This is a genomic window from Labrys sp. WJW, from assembly GCF_001676615.1.
Taxonomy (GTDB): Bacteria; Pseudomonadota; Alphaproteobacteria; order Rhizobiales; family Labraceae; genus Labrys; species Labrys sedimenti.
This window is the reverse complement of the sequence record NZ_LYXZ01000056.1, coordinates 162541-178863: the sequence shown is the minus strand read 5'-3', so window position 1 is coordinate 178863 and position 16323 is coordinate 162541. Positions and strand designations below refer to the sequence as shown.

Genomic DNA, 16323 nt, shown 5'->3' with positions numbered 1-16323 from the left:
GTGCCATGGCCACCATTCTCCAGAAGATCGAAGCCTATAAGCGCCGCGAGATCGAGGCAGCGAAGGCGGCAAGCCCGCTGCCGGAACTGATCAAGCTGGCGGACCGGGCCAGTCCCGTACGCGGCTTCCAGAGGGCCCTCCAGGCCAAGCTCGACGCCGGCAATACTGCCTTGATTGCCGAGATCAAGAAGGCCAGCCCTTCCAAGGGCCTGATCCGCGCCGATTTCGACCCTCCGGCGCTTGCCCGCGCCTACGAAGCCGGCGGGGCGGCCTGTCTTTCCGTGCTGACCGACGAGCCCTCCTTCCAGGGACGGCCGGAGTTCCTCACCGCGGCACGTGCGGCGGTATCGCTGCCCGCCTTGCGCAAGGACTTCCTCTACGACCCCTATCAGGTGGTGGAAGCCAGGGCCTGGGGTGCCGACTGCATCCTGGTGATCATGGCCAGCGTCACCGATGCCGAAGCCCGTGCCCTGATTGCGGCCGCGAAGGACTGGTCCCTCGACGTCCTGTGCGAGATCCACAATCACGACGAGCTCGAGCGGTCCCTCACGCTCGATGTCGGCATGATCGGCATCAACAATCGCGATCTCAACGACTTCATCACCCGCCTGGAGACGACCGAGACGCTGGCGCCGCTGGTGCCCGGCGATCGCCTCCTGGTCGGCGAAAGCGGCATCTTCACGCCCGGCGACGTCCAGCGCCTGCAGGCGGTGGGCGTCAACACCTTCCTGGTCGGCGAGAGCCTGATGCGTCAGGCCGACGTCACCGCCGCCACGCGCGCCCTGCTGTCTGTGGACCAGGCGGCATGAGCCAGCAAAATACAAAGCCCGTCCTTACCCATCTCGACGCCTCCGGCGAGGCGAACATGGTCGATGTCTCGCAAAAGGCGGTGACCAGCCGCACCGCGATCGCCGAAGGGCGCGTGGTGATGCAGCGCGCAACGCTCGATCTCGTACTGTCGGGCGATGCCAAGAAGGGTGACGTCCGTGCGACCGCCCGCATCGCTGGCATCATGGCCGCCAAGAAGACGCATGAGCTCATCCCACTCTGCCACCCCTTGTTGCTGAGCAAGGTCGCCGTCGAAATCGAGCCCGATACCGCTCTGCCCGGCCTGACGGTGCGGGCGACAGCCAAGGTCGCCGGACAGACCGGCGTGGAGATGGAAGCGCTGACCGCAGTTTCCGTTGCCTGCCTGACCATCTATGACATGGTCAAGGCTGCCGACCGGGGCATGCGCATCGAGGCGATCAGGCTCATAGAGAAGTCCGGCGGCAAATCCGGCGATTGGCATGCGGAGGAAAATCCATGAGCCTGCTCCCCGTCGCGGATGCGCTGGCCAAGGTGGTTGCCGGCGTCACCCCGCTTCCCGTCGAAACCGTACCGCTGCACGCAGCGCGGACCCGTGTCCTGGCCTCGGGCATCACGGCCCTCAGAACCCAGCCGGGCTTCAACGCCTCCGCCATGGACGGCTATGCCGTGCGGGGGCAGGATGCCCAGGAGGGTGCTGTCCTCGAATTGATCGGCGAATCGGCGGCGGGGCATGGCTATGCCGGTCGTGTCGGCGAGAACCAGGCGGTACGCATCTTCACGGGTGCCCCCGTGCCGGATGGCGCGGACACGGTGGTGATCCAGGAGCAGACCCGCCGGGAGGGCAATCAGGTCATCGTCGAAGCCACGGCCAAGCCCGGCCAGCATATCCGAGCCCGCGGCCTGGACTTTGCCGAAGGCAAGGAAGCGCTGACACCAGGCACCGTCATCGGCCCCCGCGACATCGCCCTTGCAGCGGCGATGAACCACCCTCGCCTGCCCGTCCATCGCCGCCCCAAGGTCGCCATCCTCGCCACCGGCGATGAACTGGTGCTCCCCGGCCAAGCCATCGGCGAGAACCAAATCGTCGCCTCCAACAACTTCGCCATCCGCGCCCTCGTCGAAGCCGAAGGTGGCGAAGTGCTCGACCTCGGCATCGCCAGCGACGACTTTCCGGCCCTGGAAGCCGCCATCAAGCGAGCTCGCGCCGAAAAGGCCGATGTGCTCGTCACCATCGGCGGCGCATCCGTCGGCGATCACGATCTGATCCAGACCGCACTGACCCGCGAAGGCATGCGGCTCGGCTTCTGGAAGATCGCGATGCGGCCAGGCAAGCCGCTGCTGCATGGGCGGCTCGGTGCCATGCACATTCTCGGACTGCCGGGCAATCCGGTCTCCTCCGTGGTTTGCGGCGTCCTCTTCCTGGTGCCGCTGCTGCGCACGTTGCTTGGCCGTTCCGACGCCGGCCCGCCACGCCGCAAAGCCGTCTTTGCCCGTTCCTGGCCGGCCAACGATGTTCGCGAGGACTATATTCGCGCCCGCTTCCTGCTTGACGATACGTCAGACATCCTCAAGGTGGAGCCATTAACATTGCAGGATTCGTCGCTCGTCAGCGTGATGCAGCATGCCGACTGCCTGGTGATCCGGCCGCCCTTCGCGCCCGAAGCAAAGGCGGGTGAGACCTGCGAGATCATCGATCTCCGCACGGCAGGCTATTGACCACGTCTTTAACCTGAACTTCATTGTTGCAGAACACAGTAGGAACATGTAGCACTGTTCTTGTTTTGTTTACACCTTCACCGTGATTCGCGGCCGCCACGACGGGATAGCCATGCTGACCAAGAAACAACATGAATTGCTTCGGTTCATTCATGAGCGCCTGAAAGAACAGGGTGTGCCTCCTTCCTTCGACGAGATGAAGGAAGCGCTGGACCTCAGGTCCAAGTCCGGCATTCACCGCCTGATCATGGCGCTGGAGGAGCGTGGCTTCATTCGGCGCCTGCCCAACCGCGCTCGGGCGCTCGAAGTGGTGCGCCTGCCCGAATCGGCAGTGCCGAGCGGTGGCGGCCTGTCGCTGGCCTCTTCCCAGCGTGGTTTCCGTCCCAATGTGATCGAGGGCAATCTCGGCAAGGTTCGCCCCGTCAGGCCTGAAATTGACGACGAGGTCGGCCGGCCGGTCCTTGTCCCGGTGATGGGGCGCATTGCCGCCGGCACGCCGGTCTCCGCCATCCAATCCAAGAGCCACACCATCAGCGTCACGCCGGAAATGCTGTCCTCCGGCGATCATTTCGCCCTGGAGGTCCGTGGCGATTCCATGATCGAGGCCGGTATCTTCGACAATGACACCGTACTCATCCGCCGCCAGGACCATGCCGATACCGGCGACATCGTCGTGGCTCTGATCGATGATGAGGAAGCCACGCTCAAGCGCCTGCGCAAGCGCGGTGCGTCCATTGCGCTGGAGGCTGCCAACCCGGCCTATGAAACTCGTATCTTCGGGCCCGACCGAGTGCAGATCCAAGGCAAGCTGGTCGGTTTGTTCCGTCGCTATTGAGTGTGGCCGACGCTAAGGCCTGCCGGCCATGAGTGCGCTTCGCGCAATCGCGAACCGCAGCCTGCAGCGCCGCGATGTCGAAGACCTGGTCGCGACGAAACTTCCCCATTCCGTCGTCGATTGCGCGATGGAGGAGTGCGATCTTTCGCGTCTCGATCTCTCTCATTGGGTATTCGAGCGTTGCATCCTTAGAAACGCCAAGCTGGTCGGCGCCAAGCTTGCCAATACGCTCTGGCGCAACTGCAAGGCGAGCGGCGCCGATTTCCGTGGCACGGATCTGGAGGAAGCGACCTTCCGCACCGGTGATTACAGCAATACCAACTTCCGGCGTGCCAAGGCGGCTTCGGCGACCTTCACCAGTTGCAAGCTGACGGGCGCAGACCTCTCGGAGATCTCGGCGCTGGGGCTGGTTTTCGAGGAGGTTCTGCTGATGTCGGCCAAACTGCCGGCCTTTTCCTTCCGCAAGGCCGTGCTGCGTCGTCTCGACTTCACCCAGGCCGATTTACGCCAATGCGACTTTCGCGATGCGACCTTCGAGGAATGCAGCCTGCGCGATGCGAATCTGACCGACGCCCGCTTCGAGGGGGCCGACCTGCGCGGCGCCGATCTCGGTGGACTGAGGCTGGGAGATGCCCTCTATTTCAAGGGCGCTACGATCTCGAAAGGCCAGGCCGGCCAGTTGCTGGCCGAACTGGGCTTGCGGATTGCCTGACAAAACGTCCGGAATTTACAGGCTCATCGGCTCGACATCAGACAATCAGGGGTGCTCGAACCACTATCCGCCCGAGCACTGCCGAAAGCCGGCATGGACCGGGAATGCAGGTCAGTCGACTGCAATCATCACGTCCGAGGCCTTGATGACGGCATAGGCGTTCTGGCCGGGCTTGAGCTTGAGGTCGTCGACAGCCTCGTTGGTGATCGACGCGGTAATGATGGTACCGTTGACCTCGAGTTGGATATGGGAGGTCGTCTGCCCTTTCGTCACGCTCTTGATCGTACCCTTGATCTGGTTGCGGGCGCTGATTTTCATGAAACTTCCCTTGGCGGCGCGAAAAACGCGATCATCATCATTCTCGAAGCAATGTCCACCGGCAAATACTGGTGAAATTGGTGTGTCCGCCGCGATCAGGGTAACCGCCTCAAAACGCGCGGCCGTTACCCTGAAAATTGCGGGCAGAGGCCCGTAGGAGCCGCCGCCTTCTCGCTCAGACGCGGTGCAGCCGATGCTCAGGAAAGACCGATGATGTCGCTGCTTTGCAAATTGACCGTGCCCTGGATCGCGATCTGAAAATCCGCCTTCTTGTCACCATTTATATCGCCCTGGAGCATGGTCTGCCCACCCTGGAAGATATAACGCAGTTCACCCGACGAACCGGTGAAATCGCTGTTGGCGATCAGGCTGTGGAACTCCTGAAAACCGGCTACCGAACTGTTGGCGTCGATGCTGCTGAGGTCGATCTTGTCCTCGCCTTGGGTGAAGTCCATGATCGTGTCGGTTGCTGCCCGGGTCAATCCGCTGTCCTTGACGCCCAGCAGCTTGAAGATGTCGTTGCCGCCTTCCCCCCAAAGGATATCGGCCCCAACGCCGCCGGCAATGATGTCGTTGCCGTCATTGCCGTGCAGCGTTTCTGCGATCGCTCCACCGACGATAGTATCATTGCCGGAAGTGCCCCACACGATCTCAAAACCCTTCACATTCTCGCTGCCGCCGGATGTGCCGAAGGTTGCGGTCTGAGCATTCAAGCCGAGAGCTGCCGTGGTGCCAAGATTGATATTGAGGGGGTCCGTCGTATCAGAAGCGACAGCGAAAACGTCGATCCCGGTACTGCCGTCCACCTTGTCGGTACCGCCATCGTTCGAGGCGAAATAGACATCATTGCCCGCACCGAGGCCATAGATGTCGTTACCGGCCTGATCGTGGACATATTCGACACTGGCGCCACCGACAAAGGTATCGTTGCCCGCCCCCAGATAGAAGTCGCCGGTCACCAGACCGGCGCCGGACTCGGTGAACTTGTCGTTGCCAGCTCCAGTCTGGACATCGCCGTAGATGGTACCGCTGTTGGTGATGGTATTGCCGCCATCGCCACCATAGACGCCCCTATAGATCGTCTTGCTGTTGGTGAGGGTGTTGATGCCGCCGCCCAGATCGATGCCGTCGACGCTGCCCGAATTGGTGATCTTGTCGTTGCCGTCGCCAGCCGAGATGAAACCGTAGATCACGCCGGTGTTGGTCGCCGTGTCATCCCCCGTACCCAGCCAGACGGCGCCATCGATCTCCTTGCCGTTGGTGAGGCTATCATTCCCCGCACCAAGGTCCAACGCGCCCTGGAAATACTGGCCGCTTCCATTGTCATAGCCATAGGCCGCGTCGCCGACGATCAACCCCGTATTGCTGATGACGTCGGCTCCCAAACTTCCAAGTATCGTCCCGTACAACTTTCCTGAGTTCTTGATGGTGCTGTTGCCTTGCCAGAGGCCTATCGAAACCTGGATATCCCGCTGACTATCATCTGCGAAAGTCAGGAGTTGATCATTTCCAATTACGATGCCGGAGTTCGTAACGGCATTCTTGCCCTCGTTGATCAGGATCGAACCATCGATCTCCCCGGTATTCGTGACGGTATTACCAGCGGTCGGAACTCCGAGGGAATTCAGCGGAGCCGCGCCAAAAAGACCGATATCGCCCTGAATCAGCTTGCTGTTGGTGATGCTGCCAAGCCCGCCGGACCGAATGGCATAACCACCATCCGTAGAAATCGTCCCAGCGTTCGTCACCGTCAATATCGCAGCGCTGTTATTATAGATTCCGAAATCACCACCAGAGATGGTCGCGCCTGCCAGGTTTTTTACGGAAATTTTTGCGTTGGAATAGAGATTGCTTCCTGAACCGCCGACATAATAGACAGCTCCCGCATCCCCCCGGATAATTCCGGAATTTGCGACATCCAAGGCCGCATTTGTTCCGATGCCGTAGAGGGAACCGTAGATGGAGCCTTCCGCTCCCACATTGACCTTTGTCGTTACAAGGGTGCTCGTGGCCGGCGCGTTCACGGCAAGGCCGTCTCCTTGCAGGCCGCTGACCCCGCCATTGATCGTTACAGTCCAGGGGCCTCCGTCGAGCTGAAGCCCCAGACTGTCGGCGGAAATAATGTAGGAATCCAAATTTACCTTGTAGGTGCTTCCGGCTGCACCCGCCGCGAAGACGCTGTCATGGGTGATACCGGTTGGAAGTACAATGTTGCTCATGGAAAATTCCTGGACTGCGCTCAGTTGGCGATGGAATACCTGCTATCCAAGCCACTTCACCTATCGGCTTGGCAGTGAGAACGACCGAGATCATACATGACGTCTGGTATCCATGCGATGGCTTTACTCTGGCTCCATGCAAATATTTTCAAGCCAGAGAAAAAATACCCCTTACAGCAAAATGTGAATTTTACAAAATAAAACAACGTTCGGTATTTAGTCTAATATATTTAAACCTCTCCTCGCAAAGATTTATCACCCCAAAGATAACATCAAAATTTATTATAAAATTATTTCAAGACCCTGGAATTAATAACAAAAAACGGCAAGCCTGCCATTTGTCATTTATACAAACTTGCTTGCCAATTAATGATTTGGTCCTTTAACGACCTTTCTTTGTAATGTACTGTAAAATCGTTGTGTTGTCGCAACGGCGGCGTTGTCAGTTGGTCGTAAGATTAAACCCGGATCGAATTGGCGATGGTCGGTTAGTTTGCGTTCCTTGCCACTGCGAGCACTTGCGACTACGTCCCCCGAGGTCTTCCATTCATGAATGAAATATCACAGAGCACGGGAGAGCCAGAGAAACTCGACTCCGGTCTCGCTGCGCTGTGCGGTGTGGCGAACTATTTCCGAATTGCAGCCGATCCCATGCATATGCGCCGAGAGCTTGCGCTGGGAAACAGGGAGAGCACCCATGTCGATCTGGTGCGGGCCGCAGCCATCGTGGGTCTCAAGGCGCGCACCATCAATGCGGCCAAGGCCAAGCGCCTGCAGTCCATACCAGTGCCGGCCATCGTCAAACTGCGGGGCGGTGGCTATGCCATTTATGGAGGCCTGATGGCCTCCGGAGACTATCGGCTGGTCGATCCCGTCACGCGCGTGGCACGCGGCGTGTCGGTGGAAGACCTGCTCGGTCAGATCGAGGCGGACGTCATCCTGGTTGCCCGCCGTCTCAAGGGCCCTGGCATCGATCCGAAAGCCTTCAGCCTGCGCTGGTTCCTGCCATCGATCTGGCGCTACCGCAAGCCACTGGCCCATGTCCTGGTTGCATCGATCTTCGTGCAGATCTTCGCGCTGATCACACCGCTCTTCTTCCAGGTGATCGTCGACAAGGTCCTGGTGCATCAGGGCTATTCGACGCTCCTCGTACTGGTCCTCGGCCTGGTCATCATCGGTGTCTTCGACGTCTCGCTGCAATATCTGCGCACCTATGTCCTTTCGCATACGACGAGCCGCATCGATGTCGAGCTTGGCAGGCGCCTCTTCCATCACCTCTTGCGCTTGCCGCTCGGCTATTTCGAGACGAGAGCGGCAGGCCAGACCGTCGCCCGTGTGAGGGAACTCGAGACGATACGCTCCTTTCTGACGGGCCAGGGCCTGTTCTCGGCGATCGACCTGTTCTTCACCTTCATCTTCATTGCCGTTCTCTTCCTCTATTCCTGGAAGCTGACGCTGATCGTCATCGCGGCGATCCCGCTCTATTTGATCATCACCCTGCTGGTGCGCCCGCATCTGCGCGACAAGGTCAAGCAGAAGTTCAACACGGGAGCAGAAAGCCAGCAATTCCTGGTCGAGACCGTGGTGGGCATCCAGACGCTCAAAGCCGCGGCCGTCGAGCCGGCAACCCAGTTGCAGTGGGAGGAGCGGCTCGCCGCCTATGTCCGCACGGCCTTCGACGCGACGCTCCTGGCGAGCGTCGGCCAGAACGCCATTCAATATGTCAGCAAGCTGATGACCGCCGCCCTGCTCTTCTTCGGCGCCATGGCCGTGATCCGCGGCGAGATCACGGTAGGCGAACTCGTCGCCTTCAACATGATCTCCGGGCAGGTGATGCAACCCATCCTGCGCCTGTCGCAATTGTGGCAGGATTTCCAGCAGGTGCAGGTTTCCATCGAAAGACTGGGAGATATTCTCAACACCGTTCCGGAACATTCACCCCGAATGCCGTTGGCGTTGCCGACGCCACGCGGACAGATTGCCTTCCGGAACGTATCCTTCCGCTACAGGGCCGGTTTGCCGGAAGTTCTCAAAACCATCACCTTGCAGATCAATCCGGGCGAGGTGATCGGCATTGTCGGCCCCTCCGGTTCGGGCAAGTCGACGTTGACCAAGCTGATCCAGCGTCTCTACACACCGGTGGAGGGACAGGTCTTTCTCGACGGAGCCGATATTTCACAAGTCGACCCGGCTTGGCTGCGCAGCAATATCGGCGTGGTCCTGCAGGAAAACCTGCTGTTTCACCGTTCGGTTCACGACAATATCGCCTTGGCCAATCCGACCATGTCACGCGGCGCGGTGATGCAGGTCGCACGCCTCGCCGGCGCCGACGAATTCATCAGCAAACTGCCGAGCGGCTACGAAACCATCATCGAGGAACGCGGCGCCAATCTCTCGGGCGGACAACGGCAGCGCCTCGCCATCGCCCGCGCCTTGGCGACAAACCCGCCGATCCTCATCTTTGACGAGGCCACGAGCGCCCTCGACTATGAGAGCGAGCGTGTCATCCATCGTAACATGCGACAGATCGTCAAGGGGCGCACGGTCATCATCATCGCCCACCGGCTCGCCGCCGTCAGGAACTGCAACCGCATCATCAGCATGGCCGATGGGCGCATTGTCGAGATCGGCACGCATGACGCATTGGTGGCGAGGAAAGGCGGTCTCTATGCTCATCTGTGGGCGCTGCAGACCAGCCAGGCGAGTGGGGAGGACGTATCGTGAGCACGACCTCGCTCTCCCCTGCACGCAAGCGGCCCGTACCGCGGCGATCCGATCAGGAGTTCCTGCCAGCGGCGCTCGAGATTCTGGAAACCCCGGCGTCTCCTGCAAGGCTGGCGCTGCTGCTGCTCATCTGTGGTTTCCTAGCCAGCGCCCTGGCCTGGTCCTATTTCAGCCGGATCGACATCTTTGCCGTCGCTGCCGGCAAGATCCGGCCGATCGGCCAGATCAAGACCATCGAGCCTCTGGAAACGGGACGCATTCGGGCGATCCGAGTCGACAATGGCGCGCATGTGAAGGCTGGGGACATCCTCGTTGAACTCGACACCGTCGAGACCGAGGCCGACGTCGGCAACATCGCGGCAAGCCTGGCCGCTTATCAAGCCGAAGCCGTGCGGCGGCGGGCAGCGATCGAAACTACGGAGAAGAACATCATCGATGTGGCCCCCGCTATCCCATGGCCCGAGGCCATTCCCGCCAATGTGCGCATGCGCGAAGAACAAGTGCTGCGCGATGACCTGGCGAGTCTGCGCGCCGAGCTGAGCAGCTTGACGGCCAAGAAAGCGGTGAAGACGGCGGAACGTGATCGGCTGATCGCCACCACGACCTCCCAGGCGGCCCTGATAGAAACCCTGCAGAGCCGGGTCGACATGAGAAACACGCTGATGGAGAAGAATGCCGGCACGCGCACAAACTTGTTTGACGCGCTCCAGGCTCTCCAGTCGGAAAAATCCGCCCTCGCCGCCAATAATGGCTGGCTGGAGCAGGCGAAGGCCGAGATGGTCACTTTCGCGGTCGAGGCCACCAAGATCCGGGATGCCTTCATCAGCGACAACTCCCAGAAAAAGGCGAATGCCGAACGCCAGGCCGACGACCTCAGCCATCGCCTGATCAAGGCGAAGGCGAGCCTCGAACACAAGACCTTGACCAGTCCGATCGACGGTACCGTGCAGTCCGTCTCCGTGACCACCATCGGCCAGGTCGTGACCACGGGCCAGGAATTGATGCGGGTGGTCCCGGCCAATGCCACGCTCGAAATCGAAGCCTATGTGGAGAACAAGGACATCGCTTTCGTCCATAAGGGGCAAGAAGCCATCGTCAAGGTGGAGGCCTTTCCATTCACCCGCTATGGGACGATCTCCGGCCTCGTGACGCATGTCGCCGCCGACTCCATCCCTGCGCCGGAAGCACAGCGCGCCGAAGGCGACCCGACGCAGGCCATTCGACAGCAGGATATGTTTGCCGGCGCTTCGAGGGTCCAGGCACTCGTCTATCCCGTCACGCTCACCCCCTCGGCCACCTTCATTGCGGCAGACGGCAACAAGGTGCCGCTCGGAGCAGGCATGACGGTAAGCGTTGAAATCAAGACAGGCAGCCGGCGCGTCCTGGAATATCTCTTCTCGCCCCTTGTCGAGGTGTCATCCCAGGCGATGCGCGAGCGTTGATCCGCGGCGCGGAGAACCAAGGCGCCTCCCCTGGAAATATGTCAGTCGTCAGCACTCGGCTGCGAAGGCCCCAGATCTGCGTCGGGGATAGCGGAGCCCTGAGGCGGATCGACAAGTGGGGCCTTTGCAGCGGGCGGCGCAACACTGGAAGCCGGCTTCGTCCTGGCGGGAGCCCACGGGCGTGAACCCTCGAGGTCGCGCGCCATGACGATGCGCCAAGTGAGGCGGCCATCGTCGCCGCGCGGGCCGGCATAGAGCGCGATCGAGCCGGCCGCGCGGATCAGTTCGCGGTCCAGTGTCAGGCCAAGCGCGGCACAACGGGCACCGATCGAAACCGGCCCGGCCAGGACGCTGACGCGCCCGCAATCTTCCTCCGCCGCATTTGCCGTCTTGTCGAGCATGAAGACCCCGCCTCCTTCGAGGGGGGCGGAACATCCTTCCTTGTCACACAGGCGCTGCGCAATCAGAGTGGGATCCTCGGGCTTGCGCCGATCACCCATGGCCAGCAGCCATTGCTGAACGGTGAAAGCGTCGGACCGCTGCGCCAGCACCGTCAACTGATCGCCCTTGCGGACGAGGGCCGCATAGCCGTTGGAGCCGAACAGGGCCACCGGCAGCGGTGCTGTCGCGGCCAGGGCAATGCCCCCGCCAAGGGGCAGCAAGGCCAACAAAGCGAGACGCGTGCGCAGGATAGTCAGCAGAACCAGCGTCAGGGCGAACAATCCGAGAGCAACGGACGAAAATTGCGGCATCACGAGGTCGGAACCGGGCCAGGTGGCAACCGAACGGGCCACCTGCATGAACAAGCCGACCGCCCAGCCCATCGCCTGCCAGAATGGAGCGCCATAGCCGAACGGCTCGGCCACCAGCGCCAGCATGGCGAGTGGCATAATCAGGAAGGAAACGATGGGAGTCGCGACCAGGTTGGAAGCCAGTGACTGCAGGGTGAGGCGATGGAAATGAAAGGCGGAAAACGGTGCCGTGGCAAGCGAGGCGACGATCGTCGTCAGCATCATGGCGAGCACCAGGGTTACCGCGCCTCCAATAGCCCTCTCCCACGCCATCGTGGGTTTCTCTCGCTTACGCCGGCTCCATTGCTCATGTGCGATCACCAGCATTGCCACCGCCGCAAAGGACATCTGGAAGCTCGGCCCCAGCAACTGTTCCGGCGTGGTCAGCAGCACGAAGCTTGCAGCCAGGGCGACGTTGCGCCGGGTGATGGCATTGCGCCCCAGCGCCACGGCCAGCAGCACGATGGCCGTCATCAGGAAGGAACGAACGGTTGCGACCTCGGCACCGGAAAACAGCGTATAGGCCGCAGCCGGCAGCAGAGAGAGCATCGCGGCGAGTTCCTTGGTGCCCCGATAGAGCACGATACGGCGCGACAAGGCCAACACGGCGCGAATGAGACCAAACAACCCGCCCGCAAACAGGGCCATGTGCAGCCCGGAAATCGAAACAACATGGTAGAGGCCGGAAGCACGCAGTGCATCGTTGGCATCGCCGGGTATCTGGCCGCGCTTGCCGGTAACCTGCGATGCTGCGATCGCCCCATTCTCGCCCTGTATCGTCTCGACGATCCGCCGGGTCAGATGGTTGCGCTGCCGGTCGATCCAGATGGTGAAGGCCTCCGCCCAGTTCGCTTCGACCGGGCTGGCGGCAGGTGAGATCTTGCCCGCTGCGAAACCAACGCCACCAATGCCGTCAAAGTAGGCATCGCGTGCAAAGTCGTAACCGCCCGGCAAGGCAGGCGATGGTGGCGGCCGCATGATGGCCTTGAGGCTGATGCTGTCACCGGCTTCAATTTCGCTGCCCTTGCGGACCGTGAGGCGAATGCGAGCCGGCATGGCGGCAGGCTCCAGCTTCTCCACCGAGACCGGCCGGATGACGATGCGGGCACTGCTGCCCAAGCGAGGCTCGACCGAAAGGACAAGCCCCGTGACGGTTCCTGCCATCGAGCGCGAAAGCTGCGGCGCGGCAACGCTCATCGTGCGGAGCTTGGCGGAACAGAACCCCGCTCCTGCGGCCGCCAGGCAGACCAGGCCGACATGCAGCCACCAGCGTGCCCGCAAGCCATAGGCAAGGCAGGCCGTGCCCACGGTGAGGAGCGCTGGAAAGACAAGACCGGGCTCTTCCGGTGCGGCGAAATAGGCGATCACACCCAGGCCCAGAAAGATCGGAACGACGAGAGCAAGCTCGAAGGCGGCCATCTCGGCCGCAAGCCCGGCTGCCAGCCAGGCCAGCAGTTGTTGCAGCCCCTGCCCGAACAGCATACCGCCGGGCAGCGCCAATCCCCGCTGTCCCGGCCTTCCACCGAGGACACCAACTCGCGCGCGGCCCCGATCATTCTCAGGCAAAGGCGCCCCCGCCGCTACCGTCCGATGAAACCCTGTGCTAAAGCCCCAAGCTTATTGATGTGATCCGGGTTAGCCAAGAGCTCAACGCTCCTCAGCCCTGGTCTGCCCCACCCTTCCTTGGAATTGCCAGCTTCGATGTCCACTCCCGTCGTTACCCGCTTTGCTCCTTCCCCTACCGGCTTTCTCCACATTGGCGGCGGCCGCACGGCTCTGTTCAACTGGCTTTTTGCCAGAGCCAAGGGCGGCAAGATGCTGCTGCGCATCGAGGACACCGATCGCGAACGCTCGACCGATGCCGCCATTTCAGCCATCCTGGACGGCCTGGCCTGGCTCGGCCTCGACTGGGACGGGGACCCGATTTTCCAGTTTGCCCGCGCGGCCCGTCATCGCGAGGTCGCCGAGTCGATGCTCGCCCAGGGCAAGGCCTATTATTGCTACGCCACCCAGCAGGAGCTCGAGGAGATGCGCGAGCTCGCCCGCAAGGAAGGGCGTCCGCCGCGCTATGACGGTCGCTGGCGCGACCGCGACCCGGCCACCGCCCCCAAGGACGTCAAGCCGGTGATCCGCCTGCGTGCCCCTATCGAGGGCGAGACCGTCATCCATGACGACGTCCAGGGTACCGTGCGCTGGGCCAACAAGGATCTCGACGATCTCGTCCTGCTGCGCTCCGACGGCACGCCGACCTATATGCTGGCCGTGGTGGTCGACGACCACGACATGGGCATCACCCATATCATCCGCGGCGACGATCATCTCACCAATGCCGCCCGCCAGAAGCAGATCTATGAAGCCATGGGTTGGGAAGTGCCGCATATGGCGCATATTCCACTGATCCATGGGCCTGATGGTGCCAAGCTCTCCAAGCGCCATGGCGCGCTCGGCGTCGATGCCTATCGCGCCATGGGTTACCTCCCGGCTGCCATGCGCAATTATCTGGTGCGCCTGTCCTGGAGCCACGGCGACCAGGAGGTGTTCACCACCAAGGAGATGATCGAGCATTTCGATACGGGTGCCATCGGCAAATCAGCCGCGCGCTTCGATTTCAAGAAGCTCGAAAATCTCAACGGCATCTATATGCGCAACTCGACGGATGAGGAGTTGCTCGCCGCCATCGACCAGTTGCTGCCCCATCTTCCCGATGGCCCGGCGCTCGCCGCCCAGCTTGCCGCCGGCAACGGCGCCAAGCGTTCTCAACTGCTCGCGGCCATGTCGGGCCTCAAGGAGCGTGCCAAGACGCTGGTGGAACTGCTGGACGGCGCCAGTTTCCTGTTTGTCTCGCGCCCCCTGCCGCTGGATGACAAGGCCAAGGCCATGCTGAGCGAGGAAGCACGGGCGACCATCGCCATGCTGCTGCCCCGTTTCGAAGCGCTGACCGAGTGGAACGCAACGGCGACCGAGGCGACGGTACGGGCTGCAGCCGAGGAAACCGGCGCCAAGCTCGGCTCCCTTGCCCAGCCGCTGCGCGCCGCCCTCACCGGCCGCACCACCTCCCCGCCCGTCTTCGACGTGCTGGCCGTGCTCGGCCGCGAGGAAAGCCTGGCCCGGCTGAAGGATCAGGCGGGCTGAGACCAAGCGCCGCACAATTGCGTTTCCTGTGCGCTGGGTTTCGCGCAATAGGTGTATTTTTCGCAGCTTTGACGCGAAAGATTTGGAAAGCTTTCGCGTCAAAGTGGACCAAATGGTCGAACGTTGGTCTAACGGAACCCACCTCGTGGTCGAACCGTCGGTTCACCTCTTCGTCATTCTTGCGGCATTGCAGCAAATGGTCTACCCAACACCCACGGATCGGCGATACGTAGGCCTTACTTGAGCCGGGGGGCTCCTTTCTGGCCAAGGCGTGACCGCGTATTTCCGTACAAGGAGGATTGCATGAGCGGTAACACGGCGACTCTGACTATTGGTGACAAGGCAATCGAATTGCCGACCAAGGCCGGCTCCGTTGGTCCGACGGTTGTTGATATTGCGCCCCTCTATAAGCACACGGGCATGTTTACCTACGATCCGGGCTTCACCTCGACGGCGAGCTGTGAATCTCAGATCACCTATATCGATGGCGATGAGGGCGTGCTGCTCTATCGCGGTTACCCGATCGAGCAGCTCGCCGAGCATGGCGACTTCCTCGAGACCTGCTATCTGCTGCTCTACGGCGAACTGCCGACGGCCGCCCAGAAGGCAGACTTCGACTATCGCGTCACGCGCCACACCATGGTGCACGAGCAGATGGCCCGCTTCTTCCAGGGCTTCCGCCGCGACGCCCATCCGATGGCGGTGATGGTCGCCTCCGTCGGCGCCCTCTCGGCCTTCTACCACGACTCCACCGACATCTCCGACCCGCATCAGCGCATGATCTCGTCCATGCGCCTGATCGCCAAGATGCCGACCCTGGCGGCGATGGCCTACAAATACACCATCGGTCAGCCCTTCGTGTATCCGCAGAACAATCTGGACTATCCGTCCAACTTCCTGCGCATGTGCTTCTCCGTGCCCTGCGAGGACTACAAGCCCAACCCGATCCTGGCTCGCGCACTCGATCGCATCTTCATCCTGCATGCCGATCACGAGCAGAACGCCTCGACCTCGACGGTACGCCTGGCCGGCTCCTCGGGCGCCAATCCCTTTGCCTGCATCGCGGCCGGCATCGCCTGCCTGTGGGGCCCGGCCCATGGCGGCGCCAACGAGGCGGCTCTCAAGATGCTGCAGGAGATCGGCACCGTCGATCGCATCCCGCAATATATCGCCAAGGCCAAGGACAAGAACGATCCGTTCCGCCTGATGGGCTTCGGCCATCGCGTCTACAAGAACTACGATCCGCGCGCCAAGATCATGCAGCGCACCACCCACGAGGTGCTGAACGAGCTCGGTCACAAGGATGACCCGCTGCTCGAGGTGGCGCTGGAGCTCGAGCGCATCGCCCTGCACGACGAGTATTTCGTCGAAAAGAAGCTCTATCCCAACATCGATTTCTATTCGGGCATCACGCTGAAGGCGATGGGCTTCCCGACCTCGATGTTCACCGTACTGTTCGCCCTGGCCCGTACGGTCGGCTGGATCGCCCAGTGGAAGGAAATGATCGAGGATCCCTCCCAGAAGATCGGGCGCCCGCGCCAGCTCTATACCGGCGCGGCCCGCCGCGACTACGTCTCGCCGGCCCAGCGCCGCTAAATAGCAAAGGGCGGATCCTCGGATCCGC

At 61.7% G+C, this 16323-nt stretch carries 12 protein-coding genes; 9 read left to right on the top strand and 3 right to left on the bottom strand.

Features of this window, described 5'->3' with window-relative positions; all coding sequences use genetic code 11:
* Nucleotides 1–5: 5 nt before the first annotated feature.
* The 5 genes from trpC (at nucleotide 6) to BA190_RS28810 (ending at nucleotide 4073) form a co-directional block, all read left to right on the top strand.
* Complete coding sequence (gene trpC, locus BA190_RS28830; protein WP_068296100.1) at nucleotides 6–809, top strand: indole-3-glycerol phosphate synthase TrpC; 804 nt, start codon at nucleotides 6–8, stop codon at nucleotides 807–809.
* Nucleotides 806–1309 carry a cyclic pyranopterin monophosphate synthase MoaC gene (gene moaC / locus BA190_RS28825; RefSeq protein WP_068296097.1) on the top strand — a complete coding sequence of 168 codons (504 nt, stop codon included), beginning with the start codon at nucleotides 806–808 and terminating at the stop codon, nucleotides 1307–1309. The genes trpC and moaC overlap by 4 nt, the downstream gene beginning before the upstream one ends.
* Nucleotides 1306–2526, top strand: a complete 1221-nt coding sequence (glp, locus tag BA190_RS28820; RefSeq protein WP_068296094.1) for a gephyrin-like molybdotransferase Glp — start codon at nucleotides 1306–1308, stop codon at nucleotides 2524–2526. The genes moaC and glp overlap by 4 nt, the downstream gene beginning before the upstream one ends.
* Nucleotides 2527–2638: 112 nt before the next feature.
* On the top strand, nucleotides 2639–3361 hold the full coding sequence (gene lexA, locus BA190_RS28815; RefSeq protein ID WP_068296091.1) for a transcriptional repressor LexA: 723 nt from the start codon (nucleotides 2639–2641) through the stop codon (nucleotides 3359–3361).
* 28 nt (nucleotides 3362–3389) lie between these two features.
* Nucleotides 3390–4073, top strand: a complete 684-nt coding sequence (locus tag BA190_RS28810) for a pentapeptide repeat-containing protein (RefSeq protein ID WP_068296088.1) — start codon at nucleotides 3390–3392, stop codon at nucleotides 4071–4073.
* Nucleotides 4074–4184: 111 nt separating this feature from the next.
* Here BA190_RS28810 and BA190_RS28805 read toward each other — a convergent pair whose 3' ends face one another.
* Both BA190_RS28805 and BA190_RS28800 read right to left on the bottom strand, forming a co-directional pair.
* Entirely contained in the window at nucleotides 4185–4391 is a 207-nt protein-coding gene (locus BA190_RS28805; RefSeq protein ID WP_068296084.1) for a molybdopterin-binding protein, read from the bottom strand.
* 197 nt (nucleotides 4392–4588) lie between these two features.
* Complete coding sequence (locus BA190_RS28800; RefSeq protein WP_068296081.1) at nucleotides 4589–6610, bottom strand: calcium-binding protein; 2022 nt, start codon at nucleotides 6608–6610, stop codon at nucleotides 4589–4591.
* Between the two features lie 549 nt (nucleotides 6611–7159).
* Here BA190_RS28800 and BA190_RS28795 point away from each other — a divergent pair.
* Complete coding sequence (locus BA190_RS28795) at nucleotides 7160–9334, top strand: type I secretion system permease/ATPase (protein WP_068296078.1); 2175 nt, start codon at nucleotides 7160–7162, stop codon at nucleotides 9332–9334.
* Entirely contained in the window at nucleotides 9331–10776 is a 1446-nt protein-coding gene (locus tag BA190_RS28790; RefSeq protein ID WP_245314979.1) for an HlyD family type I secretion periplasmic adaptor subunit, read from the top strand. Before BA190_RS28795 ends, BA190_RS28790 begins: the two co-directional genes overlap by 4 nt.
* 41 nt (nucleotides 10777–10817) lie before the next feature.
* On the opposite strand, the gene BA190_RS28785 is transcribed toward BA190_RS28790, so the two are convergent.
* On the bottom strand, nucleotides 10818–13067 hold the full coding sequence (locus tag BA190_RS28785) for a ComEC/Rec2 family competence protein (protein WP_156771746.1): 2250 nt from the start codon (nucleotides 13065–13067) through the stop codon (nucleotides 10818–10820).
* A gap of 201 nt (nucleotides 13068–13268) precedes the next feature.
* Here BA190_RS28785 and gltX point away from each other — a divergent pair, with 201 nt between their 5' ends.
* Both gltX and gltA read left to right on the top strand, forming a co-directional pair.
* Entirely contained in the window at nucleotides 13269–14699 is a 1431-nt protein-coding gene (gltX, locus tag BA190_RS28780) for a glutamate--tRNA ligase (protein ID WP_068296072.1), read from the top strand.
* A 303-nt stretch (nucleotides 14700–15002) separates the two neighbouring features.
* Nucleotides 15003–16295, top strand: coding sequence for a citrate synthase (gltA, locus tag BA190_RS28775; protein ID WP_068296068.1), 1293 nt, complete (start codon nucleotides 15003–15005; stop codon nucleotides 16293–16295).
* Nucleotides 16296–16323 lie beyond the last annotated feature (28 nt).